General features: G+C 47.9%; 23 protein-coding genes. 15 read left to right on the top strand and 8 right to left on the bottom strand.

Annotation, left to right across the window (positions count from 1 at the left end; all coding sequences use genetic code 11):
* Positions 1-2 precede the first annotated feature (2 nt).
* Together NDI48_11385 and NDI48_11380 are read left to right on the top strand one after the other, a co-directional pair.
* Positions 3-629 (top strand): hypothetical protein, encoded by a 627-nt coding sequence (locus tag NDI48_11385; GenBank protein MEP0831810.1) that lies wholly within the window; start codon positions 3-5, stop codon positions 627-629.
* 94 nt (positions 630-723) lie between these two features.
* A complete protein-coding gene (locus NDI48_11380) occupies positions 724-954 on the top strand; it encodes a hypothetical protein (protein ID MEP0831809.1) in 231 nt (76 codons plus the stop codon).
* Positions 955-1,017: 63 nt separating this feature from the next.
* Here the strand turns inward: NDI48_11380 and NDI48_11375 are convergent, their stop codons facing one another.
* The 3 genes from NDI48_11375 to folD all read right to left on the bottom strand — a co-directional run bounded on the left by NDI48_11375 (position 1,018) and on the right by folD (position 3,503).
* The gene (locus tag NDI48_11375) at positions 1,018-1,473 is read right to left on the bottom strand and encodes a divergent PAP2 family protein (protein MEP0831808.1); all 456 of its coding nucleotides are present in this window, start codon (positions 1,471-1,473) and stop codon (positions 1,018-1,020) included.
* Between the two features lie 166 nt (positions 1,474-1,639).
* On the bottom strand, positions 1,640-2,569 hold the full coding sequence (locus NDI48_11370) for a polyprenyl synthetase family protein (GenBank protein MEP0831807.1): 930 nt from the start codon (positions 2,567-2,569) through the stop codon (positions 1,640-1,642).
* A gap of 58 nt (positions 2,570-2,627) precedes the next feature.
* On the bottom strand, positions 2,628-3,503 hold the full coding sequence (gene folD, locus NDI48_11365) for a bifunctional methylenetetrahydrofolate dehydrogenase/methenyltetrahydrofolate cyclohydrolase FolD (protein MEP0831806.1): 876 nt from the start codon (positions 3,501-3,503) through the stop codon (positions 2,628-2,630).
* A gap of 151 nt (positions 3,504-3,654) precedes the next feature.
* On the opposite strand from folD, the gene NDI48_11360 reads away from it, so the two are divergent.
* A complete protein-coding gene (locus NDI48_11360; GenBank protein MEP0831805.1) occupies positions 3,655-4,191 on the top strand; it encodes a hypothetical protein in 537 nt (178 codons plus the stop codon).
* Positions 4,191-4,646: an NUDIX hydrolase gene (locus NDI48_11355; protein ID MEP0831804.1), complete on the top strand. Its 456-nt coding sequence runs from the start codon at positions 4,191-4,193 to the stop codon at positions 4,644-4,646. The genes NDI48_11360 and NDI48_11355 overlap by 1 nt, the downstream gene beginning before the upstream one ends.
* Positions 4,647-5,241: 595 nt before the next feature.
* On the opposite strand, the gene NDI48_11350 is transcribed toward NDI48_11355, so the two are convergent.
* Positions 5,242-5,634 carry a hypothetical protein gene (locus NDI48_11350; GenBank protein ID MEP0831803.1) on the bottom strand — a complete coding sequence of 131 codons (393 nt, stop codon included), beginning with the start codon at positions 5,632-5,634 and terminating at the stop codon, positions 5,242-5,244.
* Between the two features lie 470 nt (positions 5,635-6,104).
* Positions 6,105-6,689 carry a DUF4333 domain-containing protein gene (locus tag NDI48_11345; protein ID MEP0831802.1) on the bottom strand — a complete coding sequence of 195 codons (585 nt, stop codon included), beginning with the start codon at positions 6,687-6,689 and terminating at the stop codon, positions 6,105-6,107.
* A gap of 127 nt (positions 6,690-6,816) precedes the next feature.
* On the opposite strand from NDI48_11345, the gene NDI48_11340 reads away from it, so the two are divergent.
* Together NDI48_11340 and NDI48_11335 are read left to right on the top strand one after the other, a co-directional pair.
* Positions 6,817-8,835 (top strand): long-chain fatty acid--CoA ligase, encoded by a 2,019-nt coding sequence (locus NDI48_11340; protein ID MEP0831801.1) that lies wholly within the window; start codon positions 6,817-6,819, stop codon positions 8,833-8,835.
* A 315-nt stretch (positions 8,836-9,150) separates the two neighbouring features.
* A complete protein-coding gene (locus tag NDI48_11335; GenBank protein MEP0831800.1) occupies positions 9,151-9,600 on the top strand; it encodes a YlqD family protein in 450 nt (149 codons plus the stop codon).
* A 264-nt stretch (positions 9,601-9,864) separates the two neighbouring features.
* Here NDI48_11335 and NDI48_11330 read toward each other — a convergent pair whose 3' ends face one another.
* The gene (locus tag NDI48_11330) at positions 9,865-10,443 is read right to left on the bottom strand and encodes a hypothetical protein (GenBank protein ID MEP0831799.1); all 579 of its coding nucleotides are present in this window, start codon (positions 10,441-10,443) and stop codon (positions 9,865-9,867) included.
* Positions 10,444-11,365: 922 nt separating this feature from the next.
* Between NDI48_11330 and NDI48_11325 the strand changes: the two genes are divergently transcribed.
* The gene (locus NDI48_11325; GenBank protein ID MEP0831798.1) at positions 11,366-12,397 is read left to right on the top strand and encodes a rhodanese-like domain-containing protein; all 1,032 of its coding nucleotides are present in this window, start codon (positions 11,366-11,368) and stop codon (positions 12,395-12,397) included.
* A 223-nt stretch (positions 12,398-12,620) separates the two neighbouring features.
* A complete protein-coding gene (locus tag NDI48_11320) occupies positions 12,621-13,934 on the top strand; it encodes a 2-oxo acid dehydrogenase subunit E2 (protein ID MEP0831797.1) in 1,314 nt (437 codons plus the stop codon).
* Between the two features lie 325 nt (positions 13,935-14,259).
* Here the strand turns inward: NDI48_11320 and NDI48_11315 are convergent, their stop codons facing one another.
* The gene (locus tag NDI48_11315) at positions 14,260-14,499 is read right to left on the bottom strand and encodes a hypothetical protein (GenBank protein ID MEP0831796.1); all 240 of its coding nucleotides are present in this window, start codon (positions 14,497-14,499) and stop codon (positions 14,260-14,262) included.
* A 300-nt stretch (positions 14,500-14,799) separates the two neighbouring features.
* On the opposite strand from NDI48_11315, the gene NDI48_11310 reads away from it, so the two are divergent.
* From NDI48_11310 to NDI48_11280, 7 genes are all read left to right on the top strand, one after another.
* Positions 14,800-15,141, top strand: a complete 342-nt coding sequence (locus tag NDI48_11310; GenBank protein ID MEP0831795.1) for a hypothetical protein — start codon at positions 14,800-14,802, stop codon at positions 15,139-15,141.
* Between the two features lie 118 nt (positions 15,142-15,259).
* Positions 15,260-16,255 (top strand): glycerophosphodiester phosphodiesterase, encoded by a 996-nt coding sequence (locus NDI48_11305; protein MEP0831794.1) that lies wholly within the window; start codon positions 15,260-15,262, stop codon positions 16,253-16,255.
* Between the two features lie 300 nt (positions 16,256-16,555).
* Entirely contained in the window at positions 16,556-17,203 is a 648-nt protein-coding gene (locus tag NDI48_11300) for a pentapeptide repeat-containing protein (protein MEP0831793.1), read from the top strand.
* 235 nt (positions 17,204-17,438) lie between these two features.
* Positions 17,439-20,873: a right-handed parallel beta-helix repeat-containing protein gene (locus NDI48_11295; GenBank protein ID MEP0831792.1), complete on the top strand. Its 3,435-nt coding sequence runs from the start codon at positions 17,439-17,441 to the stop codon at positions 20,871-20,873.
* A gap of 35 nt (positions 20,874-20,908) precedes the next feature.
* Positions 20,909-21,565: a hypothetical protein gene (locus NDI48_11290; protein ID MEP0831791.1), complete on the top strand. Its 657-nt coding sequence runs from the start codon at positions 20,909-20,911 to the stop codon at positions 21,563-21,565.
* 248 nt (positions 21,566-21,813) lie between these two features.
* Positions 21,814-22,839: a DUF2278 family protein gene (locus NDI48_11285; protein MEP0831790.1), complete on the top strand. Its 1,026-nt coding sequence runs from the start codon at positions 21,814-21,816 to the stop codon at positions 22,837-22,839.
* 48 nt (positions 22,840-22,887) lie between these two features.
* Positions 22,888-23,067, top strand: coding sequence for a hypothetical protein (locus NDI48_11280; protein ID MEP0831789.1), 180 nt, complete (start codon positions 22,888-22,890; stop codon positions 23,065-23,067).
* 16 nt (positions 23,068-23,083) lie between these two features.
* Here the strand turns inward: NDI48_11280 and larB are convergent, their stop codons facing one another.
* Positions 23,084-23,869 (bottom strand): nickel pincer cofactor biosynthesis protein LarB, encoded by a 786-nt coding sequence (gene larB / locus NDI48_11275; protein ID MEP0831788.1) that lies wholly within the window; start codon positions 23,867-23,869, stop codon positions 23,084-23,086.
* Between the last annotated feature and the right edge of the window lie 56 nt (positions 23,870-23,925).

The following is a 23,925-nucleotide window of genomic DNA, read 5'->3' as shown; positions in this document are numbered from 1 at the left end:
GAGTGAGAAATATAACCTTTCTCCGAGTGAGTTCGGGTTTGTTGGCGCTTGTGAGTCTATTGGGGTTCTCTAACTTGGCACAAGCTCAACCATCAATGTCTCCTTGTCAACCACCCCAGTCCAACGAGTATCTTTTGTTAGTCCCTACTCAGACCAAAGAGAGTCAGGAACAACTGCAACGCACTTTGCCTGCAAATACTCAGTTTACGGTTTGCCGATATTTAGAAGACACGGTAACCCGTGTTTCAGGTTTTAAGCGCGTTGAGGATGCCAATGATTGGGCACGCTATGTGAAGGAAATTGTCGGATTATCCGCCTATGTGCTGCGACCCAGCGCGACAACGGTGTCTACCAATATTCCATCCTATAACCCTCAGCCTTTGGGCGAGGGTTATGCCGTTTTGGTGGATTACTTTAATCAGCCGGAAGTGGCTGAGCAGCTCAAGCAACTCCTAGGTAATGATGTTGGCTTAGTCTCTTATGGGAAACGCCCCTACTTACTCGTGGTGTACACCGCCGATCAGAGCAAGGCTAACTCGACGTTGCGGAGATTGAGCGATCGCGGATTTTTGAGCATGGTTGTTGATAGCCGCCGAGTCACACTGCTCAGACCCGTAGTGAGTTTTTAAATCAAACTTTGATGAACGATGTGCCTGGGCTTACCATCTTTTTAAGATTTTTTTTATAAACTGGGGAGTAGCAGAACTTTAACCAAAGGCCAATATGCTTACTGCCTCTAAAAATATCCTGCAAGAAGAATGGGTGCAATGTTGGCTGGATAAGCTAACTCCCAAACAAAAAACATTGGTCATTGAGGTTTTGAAGGACGGTCATCAGCGTCGGACACCGACTCAAGCTGCCGTGCAAGAAGCCAATGCTGTGGTGATTCATTGTGCCCGAAATCCACGACTTCTATATTCCCTTCAAAACGCTCAAACCTTTCTGAGCCGTTGAGTTCAGTGAGTTGATTCTACCCAGATTGCTGGTTCTACCGAATTTAAGGCCAAGAAAAGCTGCTTAATAAGCAGGAGCTGCTAAACAGGAAATAGCGATGCCCAAGAGCAGCCCAACAATGACCTGAAAGGGGGTATGTCCGAGTAATTCCTTGAGTCGGTCTTCGTTAAAGTCTTTGCCTTCAGTAAATATCTCATCAATGATTTGGTTGAGAATACGTGCTTGTTTACCAGCGGCCTGACGAACACCAGCGGCATCGTACATGACGATGACGGCAAAAATGGTGGCGATCGCAAAATCCGGAGAATCCCATCCCATCGTTTGTCCCACACCTGCGGCTAGGGCAGCAACAAATGCTGAGTGAGCACTGGGCATACCGCCAGTTGTCACCAAATCGCGAAGATTAAGTTTACGATTTTTGGTGAGTTCAACCAAAAGCTTACAAAGTTGTGCAACTAAACAAGCAATGATCGCAACCAGCAGCACCTGGTTGTTTAGGATGTTGCCAAAGTCCTGCATAGTGTTTTACTGGCAAATGAGAGAATATCAGAATTACAAAGATTGAGCAGAAAGGCTGAAGGATAAAGGATGAAGAATGAACCGTGAAACCAGAGAATCAGGAGCATTGGATGAACCTCCTAGCTTGGTGAAGAACTAACCATTTTTTCAGACTTCATCCTTATCCTTAGTAAGTGCGTGTTGTAATGAAGTCGGCGATTGCCAAAAGCGGTTGAGCCTTCTCAGCAAACGGTTCCAATTCGGCTTTGGCTGCATCTATCAGTTGTTGAGCTTTGGCTTTGGATGCCTCAATTCCCCAAAGGCTGGGATAAGTCGCCTTTTGCGCGATGAGGTCTTTCCCCGCGGTTTTTCCCAGTTCCTCCTGAGTAGCGGTGATATCCAAGATATCATCAACAATCTGAAAGGCTAAGCCGATATTTTTGGCATAGCGAGAGAGTCGCTCAATCTCCTCATCGGTTACCCCCCCTAAGATTCCACCACAAACCACACAGGCTTCTAACAAAGCCCCGGTTTTGTGAGTGTGAATGAAAGTCAGGGTTTCTTCCTGAATATCTGAGTTCCCTTCCGATTCTAGGTCAACCACTTGACCGCCCACCAATCCGGCAGCCCCTACTGCCCGACCTAAACGGGCAACCACCTGCAACACCTGGTGCGCTGGGACATTCTGGGTTTGAGTAGCAACATACTCAAAAGCATAGGCGAGTAAGCCATCTCCTGCCAGAATGGCGATGTCATCACCGTAGACTTTGTGATTTGTCAGCTTGCCCCGGCGGTAGTCATCGTTATCCATGGCTGGGAGGTCATCATGAATCAACGACATGGTGTGAATCATTTCCAGGGCACAGGCCGTGGGCATTGCCATCTCCATCGTGCCACCGACTAGCTCACAAGTGGCAAGGCAAAGAATTGGACGCAAGCGTTTTCCCCCCGCTAACAGAGAATAGCGCATCGCCTCATAAATCTTTTCGGGATAGGTGAGAGGAAGAGAACGGTCCAGCGCCGCCTCTACTTGAGCCTGCCGTTGTTTTAAGTACGTTGATAAGTCAAAAGTGAGGGATTCCCCTTTGGGGGCAGGTCGCCCTTCCGTCGCTACCATGCCTTCATTCCTTGTTTTTTTGTCACTGTTTTAACAATTCTACGGGGCGTTGGCGTCGTTATGATTGCGCTCGTTTATAGCTCAGTACAGTATTGTGTAATAACATGGCAACAGTCATCGCACCAACACCCCCCGGTACGGGGGTAATGGATTGGGCAATGTCCCGAACCGTGTCAAAGTGAACATCGCCGACCAGACGCGATTGACCACTGGAGTCACAGACGCGATTAATCCCAACATCAATCACCACGGATTGAGGTTTGACCATGTCAGCCGTGATGAATTGGGGACGTCCGACGGCTGCAATCAGAATGTCAGCGCTGCGTGTGAGTTCCTTGAGGTTTTGCGATCGCGAATGGGCAATGGTTACCGTCGCATCGGCTTCTAGCAGCATCAGCGACATCGGCTTACCTACCAAAATACTGCGTCCGACCACAACAGCTTGTTTGCCTTTAACCTCAATTTGGTACTCCCGTAACAGACGCATCACCCCGGCTGGCGTGCAACTTTGCAATCCAGCCTCCCCCCGTACCAAACGTCCTAGGTTAACTGGATGCAGTCCATCCACGTCTTTATCCGGATGAATTTGGTGAAGTAATGAAACAGCATCTAAATGATCGGGTAAGGGCAGTTGGACAAGAATGCCATCCACGCGCTCATCTTGATTCAGGGCTTCAATGGTTTGCTCAAGTTCGGTTTGGGACGTGTTTTCTGGGAAATGACGCCCGAAAGATGCAATCCCTGCCTTAGCGCAAGCCCGCTCTTTCCCCCGCACGTAGGCGGCGCTAGCGGGGTTGTCACCGACCATCAACACGGCTAATCCTGGAGGACGCCCGAAGGTTGAGAGCAGCTGAGCGACCTCTTCAGAGATCTGAGCCTGAATTCGTTGAGCAAGAGCTTTACCATCTAGTATGTGAGCGTAGGTTGAGTCCATCGCAATTGTCAGAGCGTTTTCTGTGGAACTTGAGTATCTGCTTGTTTGAGCAGGTCAACCATAAACCATAACAGTTTCGCAGATTTCGCCCATCTATTAACAACGATTCACTTACGTATCGTGCAAAGGCAAAAGCCGGGAAATAATGTTTATGAAACCTATGGCGCTGATGCTCGTAAAAATTAAGCCGATGCAATCTAAAAAGGCAACCGGCAAATCCTCCCCCTCTTCCCTTTCCGACAGGGGAAGACAACTGTCACGCAGAGTTTACCTTTTCCCTTTGTGCTGTTTAGTTTTGGGGATAGGGATGGTTGGCTGTAATCACTCCGATTTCCTGGGATTGGGTGGCTTCAATTGGGGCAATATGGGGGGGAATCCCACTAAAATCAGTGATATTCCCCAAAATCCTAATGTTGACACTATTGTGTATCTTCAGGGTCAAGTGACCAATCGTGCACCGCTTTTAGGTTCTGGTGCTTACCAACTCAAAGATACAACTGGCACAATTTGGGTGTTCACCAACCAAACTCTGCCCAACGTTGGTGATCAAGTCTCAATTAAGGGTAAAGTGCAGTTTCAAAGCATTCCCATTGGTATGCAAGAGCTAGGCGAAGTTTATGTTCAACAGGAGCAGTTGTTGAATCGAAAAGCAGGCCAACCCGAACAACCCCGAAAGGATAAAGGATGATGGATAATAGTCAGCCAGTTGAAGTGGCGATCGCGATTCTTTACTCCTCGGATCGATTCCTAATGCAACTACGAGATAACATCCCTGGCATCTTCTACCCGGGTCATTGGGGCTTTTTTGGAGGTCATCTCGATCCTGGCGAGACGCCCGAAGCAGCAGTGAAACGGGAACTGTGGGAAGAAATTAGCTATAGCCCACCCTGGGTATCCAAGTTCGGCTGCTATTCGGATGCTAAAGTGCTTCGCCATGTTTTCCATGCCCCCTTAACTGTGGAACTAGAGCAATTGGTACTCAAAGAAGGCTGGGATATGGGTTTATTAACCCCCGAACAGATTAAAGCGGGTCGTTGCTACTCTCAAAAGGCGGATCAGGTGCGTCCGATCGGAGATCCTCATCAACAAATTTTGTTGGAATTTATTGACCGAGGGATTTGGGCCAATAGTCATTCGTCATGAGTGGCTAAATTTAGGGGTATTGATTTAACCCTCTTCAACGATGAGTACATCAACGGAACTGGGATGAGCCTCTGTCCTGCCCTTGATTGGTGACTCCTTCTATCGCCTGTATCATCAAAAGATACATGGACTTTTGTGAGATATCCATTCCTCAAACCTCTCCCCACAGATAGAGGTAGCGACTAGGCCTTTAGAGTCATAAAAGTAAGTAACTCTGTTTCAAAGAAAAGGTTTATTGAGTGTGGATTCCCCCTGGCAGGTTCCACTACCCCGACAAGAGCAGACAACCAGCCGAGTCGTGGTCTATTTTGAAAATGGCGGCTGGATTCCTATTACTTTCTATCCTTTAGTTGATGCTATTCAGCTACATCGTATAGGATTAACGACGGGAATGGATATTGTAGTATTTCCTCCGGATTTAGACCCTAGGCTCTTTCACACTCCCTTCATTCCATCACCTCCCCCTATAGGCAGACAGACCCAGCCGGCACTTTTTCAAAAATTGTAAAAATCTCTGGGTACTTGTGCCAGAGATTGATCAGGAGAAGTGATTCCTGAGTGGATAAAACCTGTCCGGATTTCTAAAAAGAAGATTTTAGTTAAATCTTTTAGGCAGTAGACGATTCAAAACTTGCTTGCCATTAGGAGCAATGACTTGCAAGTTAATCATACGAGGATTGCTCGGTTGCCACGAGACTTGATAATTATTAAAATTACTGCGCCAAGTATAAACACGATTATCGCCATCAATGGATTGTTCAGGGCTTGATAAGAAGAGAGTAGCCCCTGTCTGATTGTTCTTAACGCTGTAGTGGTACAGATTATTTTCTTGCCACAGGGATACCGTCCAGAGACCATCACTAAATCCCCCTAATGGCTCTGTTAATTGCGGCTCATTGGCATGAGCTTGAGGATTAATGACTAGGTCTGTAATAGCAGGTGCAGCAAGACCTAAAATTGCAATAAGAGCAAAAGCTTTGATGTTCATGCTTGACCTTTATTTACCTTCCTATTTCAGAACAGATGAAGTAAGAGAATTAGGAGCAAACTTATTGTCTCATCTACATTTGGACATGGCTCACTTCTCGTGACTATCCCTGAATCGCAAACCGCGATTCTTATAGTCTTAACCCAGTATGTCTTCTCTTTGCAGAGAAAATTAATAGTTTACAAACTCTTTACGTCTTAGCTTCTTGTCTTTATAATCCCAAAATAAATGTAGACGCCTTGGGGAGTGAATAAAGTGTAGGCGTAAGCGTTGAAATGTTTGTAGCTTTCCACAAAAGTGCTAGAGATGTCAATAGCATCAAGGATTACGTTCCAAAAACTACTGTTTGATGGGATGGGAGCAGAAGGGTCTCTTAATAAACTGTCTGCTGACACTGGCTCATCCGGGTCGTATTTATGGATTAGATTTTTCTCGGAATTGACGTCAGAATTTGACCGCTGATGGGATGACTAAATCTTGACATTGAAATTTCCTTTTTCATCCTTGACCGTGACTTGAGCATTACGGATTTTACCCTGTTTATCCGTCACTTTACAGGTGAATATATCTCCCACTTTAGAAACTCGGCGTTTGCCACCGCAATCAGCGATAACATCGAGTTTCGCTTTGTCTTTGAACGCTTTTTGGAGTAACTCCTCCACCTTCGATAAGTTTAATAATTTCCCCTTAACTTTCGAGTCAAAACGGCCTTGGTTGTTTTCTACCTTAATCTCTATCCCGAACTTAACGTCCTGCGCGAGCGCCTGACATTCAAAAATACTTCCAGCCTTAAAATTGGCGTTTTCTGGACAAGTGATGGACTCAATCGCAAGCCCCACTTGGTCGGTGTAAAGGCTCTTGAGTGCCGCCTCTGCCTTTGCTACCTTCGCCGCTTGTGTTGTATTCCCAGCACTTGGGGACGTTGTGGCAGTTGGAGAACTGGAGGAAGTCGGGGTATGATTGCAGCTTGCCAAGGCAGCCGTTGAGCTGATGGCTAGCCAAAACAGGAGGATGAGGGGCTTGACTTTACTAGGGTGAATTGACTTTCTGTTCATCGAAATTGCCTTTAGTTTTTGCTGGCACGAGTGGCAGAATCAATACTGTCCTCTCAAAACATCTATTTTGGCGTAGCACAAGAGTATGGTAAAAACACAAGCAATCGACTATTCAGGGAATTGACTTATGTCGAACGACCACCCTGCTCACCGCCTTACCCAGGAAGAGAGTAATAACCTCAAACGTGCTGCGGATTATTCCTCAGTGCAGTCCCTTCCAGAAATTTGGCCTCTTGCTGCTCAACGCTTTAAGAATATTGTTGCTCTCAACGACCCTCATGGTGTCGGAGCGCTCGGTGCTAAACCTTCGACCCTCACCTATGCCCAGTTATATCAGCAGATTCAGCAATTTGCGGCTGGGTTGCAATCACTGGGCTTCAAGACAGAATTGGATGAAACAGGCATCCCGACTCGGATTGCTCTGTTTGCCGACAACAGTCCCCGATGGATGATTGCCGATCAGGGCATCATTACAGCAGGGGCGGCAAATGCTGTGCGTAGTGCTCAGGCAGAGCGTGAAGAACTGCTCTATATTCTGGAAGATAGCGGTAGCATCGGTTTAGTGGTAGAGAACCTCGCCTTGCTGAAAACTTTGCGCGATCGCTTAGACTCTCTTCCCATTGAGTGGGTGATTCTCCTCTCCGAAGAAAAGCCGCCGGAAGGCGAAACGCTGAAAATTATCAACTATGCCGAGTTAATGGCAGCCGGGGCATCCCGCCCCCTGACGAGTGTTACCCACAACCAGGATACTTTAGCCACCCTACTCTACACCTCCGGTACCACAGGTAAACCCAAGGGCGTCATGCTGACTCATGGTAACTTGCTGCATCAAGTTATAAACATTGGTTCCGTATGGGTACCGGAACCGGGCGATAAAGTTCTTTCCATCCTTCCCAGTTGGCACGCCTACGAGCGAGCGGTTGAGTATTTCATCCTTTCCCAAGGTTGCACGCAGATTTATACGAACTTACGTAACGTCAAAAAAGACCTGAGAGAATTTAAACCCCAATTGATGGTAGGTGTACCACGACTGTGGGAATCAATTTACGAAGGCGTGCAAAAGCAGTTCCGCGAACAGCCTGCAAATAAGCAGCGATTGGTACAAAACTTCCTGAGCGCAAGTAAACGTTACATTGAAGCACAGCGTCTAGCGCAGGGATTGAGCTTAGAAAACCTCCAGCCCTCAGCCATCGAACGACTAAAAGCCCGTGCCCAAGCCACTGCCCTCTGGCCTGTTCATCAACTAGCACACAAGATCGTTTATCAAAAAGTCCGCGAGGCAACCGGGGGACAAATTAAGATCGTCATTAGCGGTGGCGGTTCCCTGGCAAGGCACTTGGATGACTTTTTTGAAATTATTGGTGTAGAGGTGTTGGTGGGCTACGGTTTGACAGAAACCTCTCCCGTGACCAACGTGCGCCGTCCTTGGCGTAACTTGCGCTATAGTTCAGGCCCACCCATGCCTGGTACAGAAGTTCGGATTGTTGACCCCGAAACTCGTCAGACTCTGCCTCAAGGAAAGCTGGGCTTGGTTCTGGTAAAGGGACCGCAAGTGATGCAAGGTTATTACAAAAAACCGGAAGCCACTGCTAAGGCAATTGATGCGGAAGGTTGGTTTGATACGGGGGATTTGGGTTGGGTGACACCGGAAAATCACCTCGTGCTGACCGGTCGGGCAAAGGACACCATTGTGTTAACCAATGGTGAGAATATTGAGCCACAGCCGATTGAAGATGCATGTATACGCAGCGCTTACATCGATCAGATTATGCTAGTGGGTCAAGACCAGCGATCGCTCGGTGCTTTGATTGTGCCCAACATCGAAGCCTTACAACAATGGGCTGCCGCTCAAAATCTTGCCCTGCGTCTTCCTAATGCTGTGTCCAGTCAGTCTGCCGCACCTCCAGAGGAGTTCCGGACAGCTATTGACCTACATAGTAAAGAGGTTCAGAGCTTATTCCGTAGTGAATTGAACCGAGAAGTCAAAAATCGCCCAGGTTATCGCGCTGATGACCGGATTGGCCCTTTTGAGTTGATTTTAGAACCCTTTTCTCTGGAAAATGGCATGATGACTCAAACATTGAAAATCCGGCGACCCGTTGTTATGGAACGCTATCACGATATTATTATCGGGATGTTTGCCTGATTCAGGTGAAAAAGGAGAGAGTTGGCTAAAAAAGTATGGAGGATGAAGAATGAAGCAAGAATTTCTGGTATGTGTTGCCTGGGGGTGTGCCCCGATCAGGTTAATCTCCTGCTAGCCGATGGCTCGCTAGGCGCTGCCCGGAATTCATCGGGAGAAATGCTACGCAAATGCTAACGCTCTCTCTTGGGGCAACCCATATTGTTTCTCTTTGAACCTTCATCCTTGAACCTTTTTTGACTCCCTCTCCGATCGATTCTCCTCCGGAGTAGGAAACTTCAAATCATTTAACCTTTAGATCTACCTAGCGCAACACATATGGACGACTTTAAGTCAAACTTGCTGTTAAAGCGACCCGTTAACATCAAAGCCATCGTCACCCCCCGATGGAAGGAAGAGGTTCAGCAGCAACTTCAAGCGCAGATCAACCAAATTGACTCTCAGTTGCAACAACTCGATATGCAGGGGCAACGAGCGATCGCAGAAATTCAAAAGCAATCGTTGCAACCTCCTGGGCCGCAGGTGGCGCAACAAATCGAAAATATCCAAATGCAGGTCAATCAAAAGAAAAGTGAACTGCTAGAACAAAAAAATCAACAGCTCCAGCAACTACAACAAATACAAATGCTCGAACTGGATCAAGAAGTGAATCAAGGTCAGATGGAAAGCTATTTCCGTGTAGAACCTGGAGATAACTTGGTGCGAAAAATGAATGTAGAAATTCTGCTCAGAGATGGAGTGGTAGAAGAAATTCGGGGTGATGTTTAGCCTGTGCAAATAAAGCGGGGCGATGGTTGGAGTACACCTTCAATTATTCAGGGTCGAATGGCACGATGCATAGAGAGTCGGATCATTCCTAAAGTCTCTCTAGTATGAATAACAAACCTTCATTGGCGGACTTTGTCCCAGTAGGGTATCGCTCAAGTTCCAATTATTAACAGACAACGTCCCGCTTGGCGATTATCCCCTAATTGTCTTAACAGAGTGTCATTCGATTCAGGGTCATCTACACAGAAAAAAGCAAGAGTAAGGTCAAGAACATAGCTTCATTGACCAATCTTGATGACCGCGCCCCTGTCGGCAGGTAAACTGTGAGCCAGCCCACACAATCTTCCACTGCTTGCCCGTCTTTGAAGATTTTGAGGTTGGGACTAGTTCAGCCTGATAGCGAATTGCCCGCACTGAATCATCCGCAACACCGGTTTGGGTGATGATGACAATGGCGCGATCGGGTTGCGGATACTCGACTTTTACGTCTCGCGAACCTCCCTCGGAGTCAACGTCACCGAAAGCCGCCAGGGCGATCGCTTTTGGTTCCTCACCGATAAGAGCCTCACTTTTCGTGAGCTGAGTGAGCGCAATGGGTTTGTAGTTTTCTCGATTAACTTGTACATTATCGGTAGAAGTCGTTGCTTTCGACGTGTCCTGCCTAAGTATTGGCGTCGGTGTCAAAATCGGTGATGGACTCCTCACAGATGTCGTCACCTGAGGTGCTGGTTCTGAGTGATTCCCTTGGATGTTTCTCGACTCTACACTAACGCGATTGCAAGAACTCAGTGTGATTGCCACACTGGCTAGCAGCACGAGAGAATTTTTAAACTGACCAGACATAATAGTTAACAGCAGAGCGGTTGAATTAAGAGAATAAACATAGATGACCGCACAGAGCTTTGTCGTGTTTCAATCACAACGTTGTTTAAGCTTGTGAATCGGCTATTTTAATTTACGGTTTGAGTCAATAGCGCATCAGGAAGGGCTTGTTAATTTAATCTAAATTCTTAACATATCTTTACTATTAAACCGTCTACCCAATTAGCGATGCTGTCGCTAACTAGGCGCGAGGTCAGGGAATAGAAAACTGAGCGCAACTATCGGTTTCACTGCCGGGTGAATCTAAAGTCGAGATAAGTAGGATTAACGCCCAATGGAAAAGGCTCTGGAATCTTAATAGTGGTTGCCTTGGCAACTCTTGACTCTCGCCAAATACTGAAACCTTGAGGAGTCAATATGCATCCCTTCTGCCTTCTGCGATATTCCGCGACCCAGCGCGCCGAATCCTCTACCTCCTCGTATGAGATCCGGTGCCTTTTGCTATATCTCGTGGGTTGATGAGTTCATCTTAACTTTAAAAATCGATTGTTAATTTAAAGCTGAAATAAGTATTTATCGAAGAATTATGACTTTTTATGACAGTCAGCTAATCTATGGTTATGACAGAATTTCGTGACCTAATTTGAGTTTTATCTCCGAATGTCACTCTTCTATTTTGACAGATTATCCTCGAATTCTGATGAAAAACCTCAGGAAATATCTTTATAAATTAGGGTCTAATCCTTGAATATTCAAGTCAATTAATCCCTTTGATCCTGAGTCAACTACTCTGCATTTCCCTAAAGTAGTCAAGTAATTTCGAGAAAATAAAAGCAATCCATGAAGTTGTTTTTGTTCATTAGCTGCAAAAAACCTGGGTAAGCATTACCGAACCGCAAGCGCGATTTACACAGGATAGAGAGAACAAAGGAAAGCAACAATCATGCTCGACGCCCACACGAATGTATCCAACTTCATCCCTCAAGGCAATCCCGTCGGCAAACTTACCCAACTTCCCTTCGTCGGCAATCGGTTGGTGCAAACGCAAGTCCCTCAGATGAGCGTCCAACAACTCCAGCAACTTTTGACGAAAAACGCCTCCAATCTCCTACTAATTGATGTGCGCTACAACAGTGAATACAACATTGCCCATTTACCTGGAGAGTGGTTCCTGATTCCCTATCCACAAATCAAAGCGGGTGCAGGAGTAGTAAAAATCAAACAACTCATCCAAGAAAAACAACAGCATCACCCCAACGAAGAACTGCAAGTCCTCATTTTGTGTAGAGCTGGGATTCGCTCAGCCCACAGTGTCTTTCGCCTACAACAAGCAGGTATCAAAGCCACCAATATTACGGGTGGGATTGATGCCTGGAGAGAGTCCATCGACCAAAGTCTTCCCAGGTACGAGCGTAAAGACATCCCCGAAATTAAGTTAAGCTTGGCAAATAAGCGATCGCCCAAACAACGCTGGTTATCCGGTTGTGGTGTGGCCCTCGCCTTGGGCGCTGTGGGTGCTGTAGGAGCGGTACGCTACAACTCTGACTTACTACGACCTCTGATCCAAGCGGGAGTGCCTTTAGCGGCGGCTTCAGACTTACCCATCATTGGCTATGCGATTCAAGAAGCGTCTGAGCCAGTCATGAGTGTACAGCAACTCCAGAAACTCATGAGTAGCACGCAGGAAAATTACCTGTTGGTCGATGTTCGCACACCTGATGAATACAAATTTTCACACATCCCCGGTGCCGTCTCGCTGCCCCTACAAGACATAGAACAAGGCAAAGGCATTAACGAGATTAAGTCCCAGCTTAAAGGCCGTCAAGTCCTGGCTTACTGCACGGCTGGCAAACGCTCTGCCCGTGCGTTAGTACTGCTCAATCACGCTGGGATTGCTGGAACCAAAGTCCAAGGTGGTATCGAAGCTTGGGCAAAAGAAATTCAGCCATCACTACCTTTAAACCACCATCTGTAGGGGCGAAAGAACTCTTCCCCATCACTCCTTCTTTCGGCTTGTGGCAAAAATCAATATAGATCTCTTGGCGATTACCGCTGCTAAATGTTAGAACTGCGGTCTGGGGTACGGTTTCTCCAAGAACTGTGAAGACTCAATGGTTCTAGAGCCGTTCCTCAAGCTACAATGCAATCTGGCAAAAATTCTTGTTCGCCTTAGCTCAATTGATTCGGAAAACCACCTCATGATCCACGAAGTTTTCATGCCCGCCCTCAGTTCCACAATGACCGAAGGCAAAATAGTTTCTTGGGTGAAATCTCCAGGGGACAAAGTTGAGAAAGGCGAAACGGTGGTGGTGGTTGAGTCGGATAAGGCAGATATGGACGTAGAGTCCTTCTATGAAGGCTATCTGGCTGTGATCACGGTACCGGCTGGTGAATCGGCTCCCGTAGGGGCGGCGATCGCACTTTTGGCAGAAACGGAGGCTGATATTGAGCAAGTCCAACAACAAGCGGCTCAATCCAGCCAAGGAACTGCTGTTTCCACCCCTCAAACAGACTCGGTACCCACACCGACGCCTGGACAAGTAGAGGCTGCCCCAGAGGTGGCTCAAGATACCCCCAGCCGTCGCAATGGACGGATTGTCGCCTCACCTCGCGCTCGCAAGTTAGCCAAGGAACTCCGCGTCGATCTGAACAGCCTCACAGGCAGTGGCCCTCATGGGCGAGTTGTTGCCGAGGATGTGGAAGCCGCCGTGGGGAAAGCGAGTAGTCCCGCACCTGCGCCAGCCGCGACGACAACAGCACCTCGTCCAGCCTCAACCCCTGCTCCAGCTACCCCCGCACCTCGTCCAGCACCCACTCCAGCGGTTCCCGTTGCTGCCTTGGGTGAAACCGTACCGTTTAATACGCTGCAAAATGCGGTTGTACGGAATATGGTTGCCAGCCTTCAGGTGCCTACCTTCCATGTTGGCTATACCATTACAACCGATGAGCTGGATAAGTTATACAAAAAAATCAAGTCCAAAGGCGTGACGATGACGGCACTGCTGGCGAAGGCAGTGGCGGTTACGTTGCAAAAACATCCTTTGGTCAATGCGAGTTGTGTAGAACAAGGCATTCAGTATCATAGTTCCATCAATATTGCCGTCGCGGTGGCAATGCCAGGTGGGGGGCTGATTACGCCGGTCTTACAACAAGCTGACCAAGTTGATATTTATTCCCTGTCTCGCAGTTGGAAAGACTTGGTAGAACGTGCCAGACTCAAACAGTTGCAGCCGGAGGAATATAGCTCTGGTACCTTCACGCTGTCCAATTTGGGCATGTTTGGGGTTGACCGTTTTGATGCTATTTTGCCGCCGGGACAAGGGTCAATTTTGGCGATCGGAGCTTCACGTCCTAGCGTCGTGGCAACTGAGGAGGGAATGATGGGTGTGCGGCGTCAGATGCAGGTGAATATCACTTGTGACCATCGGATTATCTACGGTGCTGATGCGGCAGCGTTCCTGCAAGATTTGGCGAAGTTGATTGAAACCGATCCGCAATCGTTAACGCTTTAGACCCCCTAACCCTCCTCATCCTCACATAAGAGCTCCGGTCGCTCCGGTTATTAAGGGGGAAAAGAAAAAGCTAGGGCAGGTAACTGCCCTAGTTTTTGCGATCGCCTATTGTCTGTAGAGGTACATCGCTTCCAATACTGCTCGGTTAGTTAAATTCAGCACCAGAGATCCCCCTAAATCCCCCTTAAAAAGGGGGACTTATATTCCCCAGTTCATCGAATGGCTAGGGGGATTGATCTTATCCGATCACTTACTGACATCGCTTCTGTGGGTCATGAGCCAATACAGAAGCGATATTGTTTTTTTTCACAGAATTGCTTTTTTGTCAATAATTTTGTGGGCAGGCGGCACGAGCAGTCCCTTTTGTCAGGGCAGGCATCATGCCAGGGAAGAGGGAGCCGGACTCCCCTGTGGGCAACAAATTAAAACCTTTTCCCTCTCTTTGTCGCAGAGGGTTAGGCAGAGGTGGAAAGGGGCTAGGGGAGAGGTTGACCTGACAGTAATGGTTCCATCCTCTTTGGAGTGCGATCGCGCCGCCTATTACCCCAGGGATCGGTTGTGTCATTGCTGCAAAATCCGGTCTGTGCGATCGCACTTTTGAATGCCTTGGAGGCGATCCGGGTATGCAACTTGGGCGGTAGGTTCACCGTTGTATGAACTTTCTCTAAATTACTGATGAAGTTTCTCTCAATTCCCGACGCTCCCTAAATCGCAGGATACAGTTCACTCCTTGGGTTCAGGCTATCTCCTAGATATCTTGTGCCGTCAGAGCCTCCCTAGAGACAAATGGCTAGTTTTTGTAATATCATCCATTAGATAGATGACAATAAATTAACGCCCTCCACTCCAAGACCTTTTCTGAATTATGGATAATCAGACCCTGACAGCCCAGCTAGATCATCGAGTAATTGCACTATGGATTGATTCCCTAGATGGGCTTCACAGAGAAGCGCTGAAGCCATGCGAGGTGATCATCGACACCTACAAAGTTACAAATAGCTTGGGAATTTTGTTGCAATATCGTGCCCTCCGGATTGAATGTTTCAGTGAAGCCTTACGAAATGCCATAATGATTGGCTATCGCTACTATGCCCTCAAAGCCCATAACTTAGGGCTAGATATCTGTTTCAGTGTGAATGGCGAGTGGTCAATTGCTTACAATGGGGCAGCGATCTCGCAAAAACCCTTTTATGGTGAAGCAGCCTGAGTGAGTTAATTGTAACTCTTATCCTTCTGGGTCATGGGTATTCGGTCATAGGTCATAGTAGGAAAATTTTCCATTCCTCAAGCGATACGTCCGACACCAACCTAGAAAACCCATTCTGATGGCTATCACTATCAGCAAACTCCCCATTGTGATTGGGCATCGAGGAGCCTGTGGTTACCGCCCAGAGCATACCCTCGCGTCCTATGAGTTGGCGATTCAGATGGGAGCTGACTATATTGAACCAGATCTCGTCTCCACCAAAGACGGTGTTCTAGTTGCTCGTCATGAAAATGATATTTCTGAGACGACGGATGTCAGCGACGCGAGAGAGTTTGCTAACCGCAAAACGACTAAAATTATTGGTGATCAAAAAGTGACAGGTTGGTTCACGGAAGATTTCACCTTGGCAGAACTTAAAACACTTCGAGCCAAAGAGCGCTTGCCTTTCCGGAATCATGCCTTTGATGGTCACTTTGAAATCCCAACGCTACAAGAGATAATTGATTTAGTCAAAAACAGAAGTACCGAGACGGGAAGCGCGATCGGTATCTATCCAGAAACTAAGCATCCTACCTACTTCAAATCCATCAATCTTTCACTAGAAGACCCTTTAGTCGCCCTTCTGGAAGCGAACGGTTACACCAGCCAACACGACCCCATCTACATTCAATCCTTTGAAGTCGAAAACCTCAAACAGTTGAATCAGATGACCCATCTACCTTTGGTGCAGTTACTAGCTCACGGAGAGCAGCAACCATATGATTTGATGGTGAAGGGTGACTCTCGCACCTATGCTGATTTAACCACTCCGGAAGAATTAGCGAAGATTGCCCAATATGCTGATGCAATTGGCCCCTATAAAGGGTTAATTGTACCCATACAGACGAAACGGCTACAACCGCCTACCTGTTTAATTGACGATGCTCATGCCGTTGGGTTAAGGGTGCATACCTGGACATTTCGGAATGAACAGCAGTATCTTGCTTCCGACTACAACGGAAACAGTGAGGCAGAATATGAGCAGTTTTTTAAATTGGGCATTGACGGGGTATTTAGCGACTTTCCCGATACGGCTGTTAGTGTGCGTAACCGGATATTATCAGGTTCCACTTGATCACCGAACCAGGAAGGGCATGTGGTCATCAGTCGTTGGTCGAGACTAAGGCGGGAAGGCAAAGACTCCAAGACAGAGACAGGGGAGAAAAAAATATTTGCATCATACTCACCCACTGTGGTTGAGTGTACCCAGGACAAAGGGACGAGTCCTCCTTCCTCAGATCAGGTGGGAGATGAGTTCGCCACTCAGGGGTCGAGTATTTCCTGCGAAGAAGAAATTTGAGGGTGACTACTAATTGAAACACTGACGATTTCGTGCCAGTCTGACTGAATTAAGTAAGTGACCCAATCTAAAAACATGAAACTCAAACTTCTGATTACTGGTTTGCTTTTAGCTCCTTTATGGATGGCGACGGGGACACCCACTCACGCTGAAAACCCCTACCAATTGAGTGTTCTCCGCTCCACGAAGGGATGCCTGAGATGTAACCTCCGAGGAGCCGACCTGAGCGGTCAAGATTTTTCTGGGGGAATGCTGAAGCATACCGACTTGACGCGTGCCAACCTAACGAAGATCAATTTAACTAATGCCGACCTAACCCGTGCTAACTTGACGGATTCCAGCCTAGAAGGTGCGACGCTCACGGGGGCTATACTCTGGGGTACCGCCTTCAGAGCAGCTAGTATGGACGGTGCCAGCTTGAGAAATGCAGATCTAAAGTATGCCTCTTTGGACTCTGCCGACTTGACCAATGCCGACCTGAGTGGTGCCAACATGAGCGTGGCTCAACTGAGAAAAGCTAATCTTTCAGGTGCCAATTTTTCAGGTGCCAACTTAAGGGACGCTGACCTTTCTGAGGCCATTTTCAAAGGTGCGAACTTTTCAGGTGCCGACCTAAGAGGTGCTAAAATTAAGGGCATCAAGTGGGATCAAGTTACCGTGTGTAGGACGATTGGCTGGAATGGAAAAGTGTCGAATCGCGATTGTCCAGGAACGCCTAAGTAACAAAAATTTCTACACTAGAATTCAATCGTTAAGGTGAGCCATGCTCACCCGACTCTAGTCGTTTTCAATTGAGTGAAATTCCATCTTGTGTAGGGGCACGATAATATCGTGCCTTTGGCGTATCCTACAGGCAAAACTTCACTAGATTTTTACCGATTTTCATCCCTCTTTAGCCTGATGACGTTAGCTATTGATGTAGTAGGAGTCAGAGTCCTCTCCACGACATCTTTAATTTATGAAAAAGTCAGCACAGGCGATCTGCGTCGGGTTAATGCTTTCTCAAGCATTAATCTCTCCTGTGGTTGCACAAACGACTGAGACTGAAACTAGCACTCCATTAGCTTCATCCAGTGGTCAAGCGGCTGATCTAAAAATTCTGCCCCGCGTCGGCGCAGGCTTTACGACCACGGGTGCTGGCTACCAAGAGCCATTTTTTAGTCTTGAAGGCTTTTTCCCAATCCAACAAAATCCGGGAAATAATCTCACTTTCTTGGAAGGAAAATTACTCTTTTTTACCGACTCCAATATTGGTACTAACCTAATACTAGGGAAGCGATTTTATAGCTCAGCTCAAAACCGAATTCTGGGGGGTTACCTTTCTTATGATGTCCGCGACACAGGTAACACTCTGTTTCACCAAGTCGGTGCGGGTTTTGAACGACTCAGTGACGCTTGGGATTTGCGAGTGAATGCCTACCTTCCTGTAGGTAACACCCGTGAAAAGATTGCTGAATCCTTATCCAATCCCTTCTTCCAGCAAAACTTTTTGGTTCTGAACCGGGCGACGCAGTTCGAGGCGGCAATGGCTGGAGTTGATGTTGAAGCGGGTGGACGATTGGTGCGCCTCGGAGACGGAGACTTACGAGGCTACGCCGGAGTATATTACTACGGTGCACAGGGGAGTGATAGTGGTTTTGGCGTCAGAGGGCGGTTGGAAGCACGTCCTACGGATACCTTGAGATTGGGCTTATCCGTTCAACATGACCCAACCTTCGACACCAAGGTCGTTCTGAGTTTAGGAGTCAACGTTCCAGGAACTCGACCTCGTGGTGTAGATAAATCCAGTGTACTGGCTCGCCTAGGGGAATCGGTGGAACGCAAGGCCGCGATTACGGTGGATGAGCAAGCCAAGAATGATACCGTTGTTGCCACCAATTCCAAGACAGGTACACCTTTTGTATTTCGACACGTCACCTTGGGAAGAGAAGCGGGGGATGGTACGTTTGAAAATCCTTCGGGGACGGTACAGAATGGACTGAACCTGGCTCAGTCGGGTGAGATTGTTTATGTGCAAGCTGGGACAAATCCTGGAATTGAGGCGTTCAAAATTCCGGATGGTGTGTCTGTGCTGTCCACCTCAGTAGCGCAAAGCATTGATACGGTAGGATTCAGTACTTTACAGTTGCCGTTGTCGGGGAGTGGGGGGTTTCCTGTGGTGAATGGAACCGTCACGTTGGGGAGTAATACAACGCTGTCAGGGTTTGCGATCGCAAATGCAACCGGTAGCGCTATCCAAGGCACCAGTATCCAAAATGTCACGATTCGAGACAACCGCATCACTAATCCCAGCGAACAGGGAATTAACCTCACCGATGTCGCTGGAACCAGTTTAATTGCCAACAATACCATCACGGGAAGCCGTCTTGGGGGTATTTTTGTTTCCGCTTCTGGAATTACACAACAGGAGCTAAATGTCAATAGCAACACGATCAGTGATAGTGGTCGCCAGGGGATTTTTGTCCAAGCCTCTGAGAATGCTCAACAGAAATTCACCGCCAATAGCAACACAGTAAGCAACAGCGTTGGTCAGAGTATTTTCCTTCAGACAAATAACAATAGCCGGCAAGATGTTGCGATCGCCAATAGCACGATTAGCCGTACAACGGTTGACAGCCAAAGTGAGGGAGGACAGGGACTGTTCGCCCAAGCTAATAGCGGCGCACAACAAACTGTGAAACTTGATAATACTCAAGTCAGTGACAGTGCCAATCAGGGAATCTTCGTTTCCGCGTTTAGCAAAGTTGATGAACCCCAAAGCCGACAAACTGTTACCCTCAACGGCACGAGTGTGAGTAATAGCAGTGGTCAGGGTATTTTCCTGCAAGGGAATAACAATAGCCGACAGGATGTTGCGATCGCTAACGGCACCATTAACAGCACCACCCGCGACAGCAAAGGTGAGGGAGGACAAGGACTGTTCGCCCAAGCCAATAGCGGTGCACAACAAACGGTGCAACTTGACAGCACCAAAGTCACTGAGAGTGGGGGGCAGGGCATTTTCGTTTCCGCGTTTAGCAAAGTGGATGAACCCCAAAGCCGACAAAACATCACCCTCAATGGCACGAGTGTAAGCAATAGCACGGGTCAGGGTGTCTTCCTTCAGGCGAATAACAATAGCCAACAGCAATTTGCGATCGCTAATGGCACGATTAACGGCACGACTCGTGATAACAAAGGCGAAGGAGGACAGGGTTTGTTCGCCCAAGCCAATAGCGGCGCACAGCAGCAAATAACCGTTGACAACAGCCAAGTCAGCAACAGTGCAGGTCAAGGTGTCTTCTTCTCCACCTCTAGCCAAGCCTCAGAACCCCAAAGCCGACAGAATATTACCCTCAACGGCACCAATGTGAGCAATAGTGCGGGTCAGGCTGTCTTTTTACAGGCGAATAACAATAGTCAACAGCAAGTTGCGATCGCCAATGGCACGATTAAAGGCACAGCCGTTGACAGCAAAGGCGAAGGGGGACAAGGGCTATTTGCTCAAACCAATGGCGGTGCACAGCAGCAGTTGACGGTGAACAGCACCCAAGTGAGTGATAGTGCCGGTCAGGGTATGTTCTTCTCAACCTCTAGCACAGCACAGGAGCCAACCAGCCAACAAACCGTCAACCTCAACGGCAGCAGTGTCACTAATAGCAAGGGTCAGGGCGTATTCTTTCAGGGTAATGGCAATAGCACTCAGCAATTTGCGATCGCCAACAGCACGATTAACGGTACAACAGTTGACAGCAAAGGTGACGGAGGGCAGGGTATTTTCACCCAGGCTAATGGCGGCGCACAGCAGAACTTTAATATTGAGGGTACTCAAGTTAGCAACAGTGCAGGTCAGGGGATTTTCGTTTCAGCTTCTAGCCAACTCACAGAACCGACCACCCGACAAACATTCATCATCAACAACACCAGTGTAAATAACAGTGCTGGGCAGGGGATTTTCGTGCAAGCGAGCGATAATAGCACTCAGCAAGTTGCCATTACCAACAGTACGATTAACGGCACAACAGTTGATAGTCAAGGCCAGGGAGGTCAGGGCATTTTCACCCAGGCGAATGGAATTGCTCAACAGAACATCAACATTAACAAGACAACTGTGAGTAATAGTGCAGGTCAGGGCATTTTTATGCAAGCGAATAGCGATAGCCAGGTTACGGCTGATGTTCAGTTCAATATCCTGCAAAATAACACCATCCCTGGTTTCTATGCCGTGATGAACGCCACTAAAACCTTCTGCGTCAGGCTCAATGGTAATAACAGCAACACGAATTTCGTGTTACAGCGAAATGCTGGAACGTTCCAGGTTAGCGATCGCGATAGTGTAAGTACTAACAACACAGGTACGGTCGATTTTGCGCCAGCGATTGAGAGCTTTACGAATGTGACAGCCTGTCCTTAAGGCTAAGTTCCTGCGGTTGAGATGCCCCCCCTCCTTTGTACCGCACGGTAACCGCGACCCCAACGGATAAAGAAGCCAAGGAAGTCACATGGGAGCGACCATTCTTACACGCCACCATCAAACTCCCGGATAGTCAGATTCTCAACGTGATTAACGTCCACCTGAAATCTAAACTGCCCAGTCCAATTCCGGGGCAAAAGCTCAACAATTATACCTGGAAGACCCCCTCTGGTTGGGCGGAGGGCTTCTTCCTTTCCTCTATGAAGCGAGTGGGACAGGCGCTAGAGACACGGATTTTCATCGATCAGTTGTTTGATGCGGATGAAAATGCGCTGGTTGTGGTTTGTGGCGATTTCAATGCGGAAATCGACGAAGTGCCAATGGAAGCCATTCGCGGGGATGTGGAGAATACAGGTAATGCCAACCTCTCGAAGCGGGTAATGGTGGCTTGTGAACGCAGTATTCCTGAGCCTGCGCGGTTCTCCTTGTTACACCAGGGTAAGGGGAGAATGTTAGACCATTTGCTGATTTCGCGGAGGCTACTGGCGTACTACCGAGGGGCAGAAATTCATAATGAGTTGCTGCACGACGAGTCCCTCGCCTTTGCCACTGATATGCTGTATCCCGAATCCGATCACGCACCTGTACTGGCTCAATTTGAGTTGCCAGAGGAAAATTCACCGACCTCTTAGCAGGACTCATGACCCAAGTTAAAGAAGGCAAAAGAAGGAAGGCAGGGGGCAGAAGGGCGCAATTGGGTGGCGGGTTAAAGCTCCTACCAAATACAAGCCGCCAAATCGAAGATTGTGCCGGGGGACGAGAGACCCGTGTTCCCTTCGGTTACGAGTACAGGCAAAAGGCATTCCTTCTTCCTTCTGCCTTTTGCCCTCTGCCTTTTTGTCGAATTTACTAATGAACTAACCCAAGGAGACAAAAGAAAATGCCTATCAAAAATTATGGTGTTTTGAAAGGTCGGGCTGTGGCTGGCAAGATGGAAAATGATGACCAATGTCCACATTATCAAGTGCATGTCAAAGATAATAAGCAGAGCTATCGCCTTGCCATCAATGTTAAGTCAGTGCTGGCACCGTTCGATTTGTTGTACTTCGTAGACGACAATTTTCAGCACTCGATTACTGACAAGCTGACTGCGTTGGATTTGGGCTTCCATTCACTGCCGAGCAAGCCAGGGGAGTTGGCTTTGGACTACATCCGAGGGAATCTATTTGATGTTACCCAGATGAAGCCGTTGCCGTACAACATGCCTGGGCCGGATAATGACCTGAATGAACTAATTGATTTATACATCCAACGGGCAATTAATTCTGACAAAGCCGTTGTGTATGCTTTTGGTGAAAAATGGGGGCCAGAGCCTAAGGGGGATAAGATTTTTAGCTTCCGTCCTGGGAATGGGGTTCATGACATACACATGAATCAGGGCAGTTCAGGTACGTTTCAAAAATATAACGGGGTTTATCAAGATGGGGGGCTGTTGATTCACTACCCAGAACGGAATCAGTGGGTTGCGGCTTTCTTTGCATTCCAGTCACAGTCGTTCCATACGGATGATGTTAAGGGCAACCCATTGGTAACTACTCCTGATCAGCCGCCCGTGCCTTTAGATCCGACGATTCCTACAGTAGCGGCACAGGTGAGAATCATCGCTGCTTTGGTTAATCCCACGGGTGAAGATCCAGCTAAGGAGTCAATTAGCTTGCTGAATGCCTCGCCTGTATCAGTAGACTTGACGGGTTGGGCGTTAGCAGATCGCTTGAAGCACAAGCATACGCTCACAGGAACCATTGAGTCGGGTGCTGTAATGAGAGTACCGTTGGGTGGAGCCGATGTCGAGCTTGCCAATGATGGCGGGATTATCACTCTTCTCGATGCTCAAGGGATTAAGGTTGACGGAGTTTCTTACACCAAGCAAGAGGCGAAGAAGCAGGGTTGGACAATTGTGTTTTAAGGTGACGCGGTTTTAGTCGTCAATATGAGTTTTCCTTTCCGCTAAAGTTTGAACTTTAATTCCCTGGCAGCAAAACCAGGGATTTTTGTCATACGCTGTTGTGCCAACAAAATTGCAACGGATGGGCAAGATGCCCATCCCACAAAAAATCTGCCATTTACTCACTGGCAAGTGAAATGTGCGATTCAACTTACTGACTCTTTTCAGGATGAGCGATCGCCTTCTTGAAGAACACACAACCTGCTTAACTTGATGTACGACTTTGCAACTTGTGGGCTGTTCTAAGAATTTGCCCCGCTAAGATAGCCGCACCAAAGCCATTATCAATATTGACAACTCCTATCCCCGCCGCACAAGAATTCAACATTGTCAAGAGGGGGGCCAGTCCGCCAAAACTTGCGCCATAACCCACATTGGTCGGGACTGCAATCACCGGACAATCGGCTAACCCAGCAACAACGCTGGGTAATGCGCCTTCCATCCCAGCCACGACAATCAGAACATCAGCTTGTGCGATCGCATCTCGATTATTCAGCAAGCGGTGGATACCTGCAACCCCAACATCCCAGAGGCGCTGCACTTGAAACCCGCAAAGTTCAGCGGTGACAGCCGCTTCTTCGGCTACAGGTAAGTCAGATGTCCCGGCAGAGATGAGACTAATCAATCCTGGATGGGTGGGTTTAGATGCGGCAGGTGCTAACGCACAGATTCGAGCCGTTGAGTAATATTGCACATCGGGGACTTTTTCTTGCAACTGGGCAAAAACATCTGGCTCAATTCGTGTTGCCATCACCACCGGATTATGCAGCCGCATTGCCTCCATAATCTGAGCAATTTGGTCAGGTGTTTTGCCTGGACCCCAAATCACTTCGGGAAAGCCAGTTCTCAATGTGCGATGGTGGTCAACTTTGGCAAAATCCCCCACTGATTCATAGGTAAAATTCTTCAGTTTATCGAGGGCAGTAGCAGGGCTGACTTGACCAGCGGCAACGGATTCTAACAAGGATTTTAAGGCTTCAGGTTGGGTCATTCTACAAAAATTTTCTACAGAAATTAATGCCTTGTTTCAGGACTGATCTTTCAGGC

Source organism: Microcoleus sp. AS-A8, assembly GCA_039962225.1.
Classification (GTDB): domain Bacteria; phylum Cyanobacteriota; class Cyanobacteriia; order Cyanobacteriales; family Coleofasciculaceae; genus Allocoleopsis.
Note: the sequence above shows the minus strand (reverse complement) of the source record. Positions and strands in the feature narration are given on the sequence as shown.

Bases quoted from the DNA above. Each gene is read 5' to 3' on its own strand.
- NDI48_11380 (MEP0831809.1), top strand. From the start codon at position 724: ATGCTTACTGCCTCTAAAAATATCCTGCAAGAAGAATGGGTGCAATGT.
- NDI48_11375 (MEP0831808.1), bottom strand. From the start codon at position 1,473: ATGCAGGACTTTGGCAACATCCTAAACAACCAGGTGCTGCTGGTTGCG.
- NDI48_11370 (MEP0831807.1), bottom strand. From the start codon at position 2,569: ATGGTAGCGACGGAAGGGCGACCTGCCCCCAAAGGGGAATCCCTCACT.
- folD (MEP0831806.1), bottom strand. From the start codon at position 3,503: ATGGACTCAACCTACGCTCACATACTAGATGGTAAAGCTCTTGCTCAA.
- NDI48_11360 (MEP0831805.1), top strand. From the start codon at position 3,655: ATGAAACCTATGGCGCTGATGCTCGTAAAAATTAAGCCGATGCAATCT.
- NDI48_11355 (MEP0831804.1), top strand. From the start codon at position 4,191: ATGGATAATAGTCAGCCAGTTGAAGTGGCGATCGCGATTCTTTACTCC.
- NDI48_11350 (MEP0831803.1), bottom strand. From the start codon at position 5,634: ATGAACATCAAAGCTTTTGCTCTTATTGCAATTTTAGGTCTTGCTGCA.
- NDI48_11345 (MEP0831802.1), bottom strand. From the start codon at position 6,689: ATGAACAGAAAGTCAATTCACCCTAGTAAAGTCAAGCCCCTCATCCTC.
- NDI48_11340 (MEP0831801.1), top strand. From the start codon at position 6,817: ATGTCGAACGACCACCCTGCTCACCGCCTTACCCAGGAAGAGAGTAAT.
- NDI48_11335 (MEP0831800.1), top strand. From the start codon at position 9,151: ATGGACGACTTTAAGTCAAACTTGCTGTTAAAGCGACCCGTTAACATC.
- NDI48_11330 (MEP0831799.1), bottom strand. From the start codon at position 10,443: ATGTCTGGTCAGTTTAAAAATTCTCTCGTGCTGCTAGCCAGTGTGGCA.
- NDI48_11325 (MEP0831798.1), top strand. From the start codon at position 11,366: ATGCTCGACGCCCACACGAATGTATCCAACTTCATCCCTCAAGGCAAT.
- NDI48_11320 (MEP0831797.1), top strand. From the start codon at position 12,621: ATGATCCACGAAGTTTTCATGCCCGCCCTCAGTTCCACAATGACCGAA.
- NDI48_11315 (MEP0831796.1), bottom strand. From the start codon at position 14,499: ATGACACAACCGATCCCTGGGGTAATAGGCGGCGCGATCGCACTCCAA.
- NDI48_11310 (MEP0831795.1), top strand. From the start codon at position 14,800: ATGGATAATCAGACCCTGACAGCCCAGCTAGATCATCGAGTAATTGCA.
- NDI48_11305 (MEP0831794.1), top strand. From the start codon at position 15,260: ATGGCTATCACTATCAGCAAACTCCCCATTGTGATTGGGCATCGAGGA.
- NDI48_11300 (MEP0831793.1), top strand. From the start codon at position 16,556: ATGAAACTCAAACTTCTGATTACTGGTTTGCTTTTAGCTCCTTTATGG.
- NDI48_11295 (MEP0831792.1), top strand. From the start codon at position 17,439: ATGAAAAAGTCAGCACAGGCGATCTGCGTCGGGTTAATGCTTTCTCAA.
- NDI48_11285 (MEP0831790.1), top strand. From the start codon at position 21,814: ATGCCTATCAAAAATTATGGTGTTTTGAAAGGTCGGGCTGTGGCTGGC.
- larB (MEP0831788.1), bottom strand. From the start codon at position 23,869: ATGACCCAACCTGAAGCCTTAAAATCCTTGTTAGAATCCGTTGCCGCT.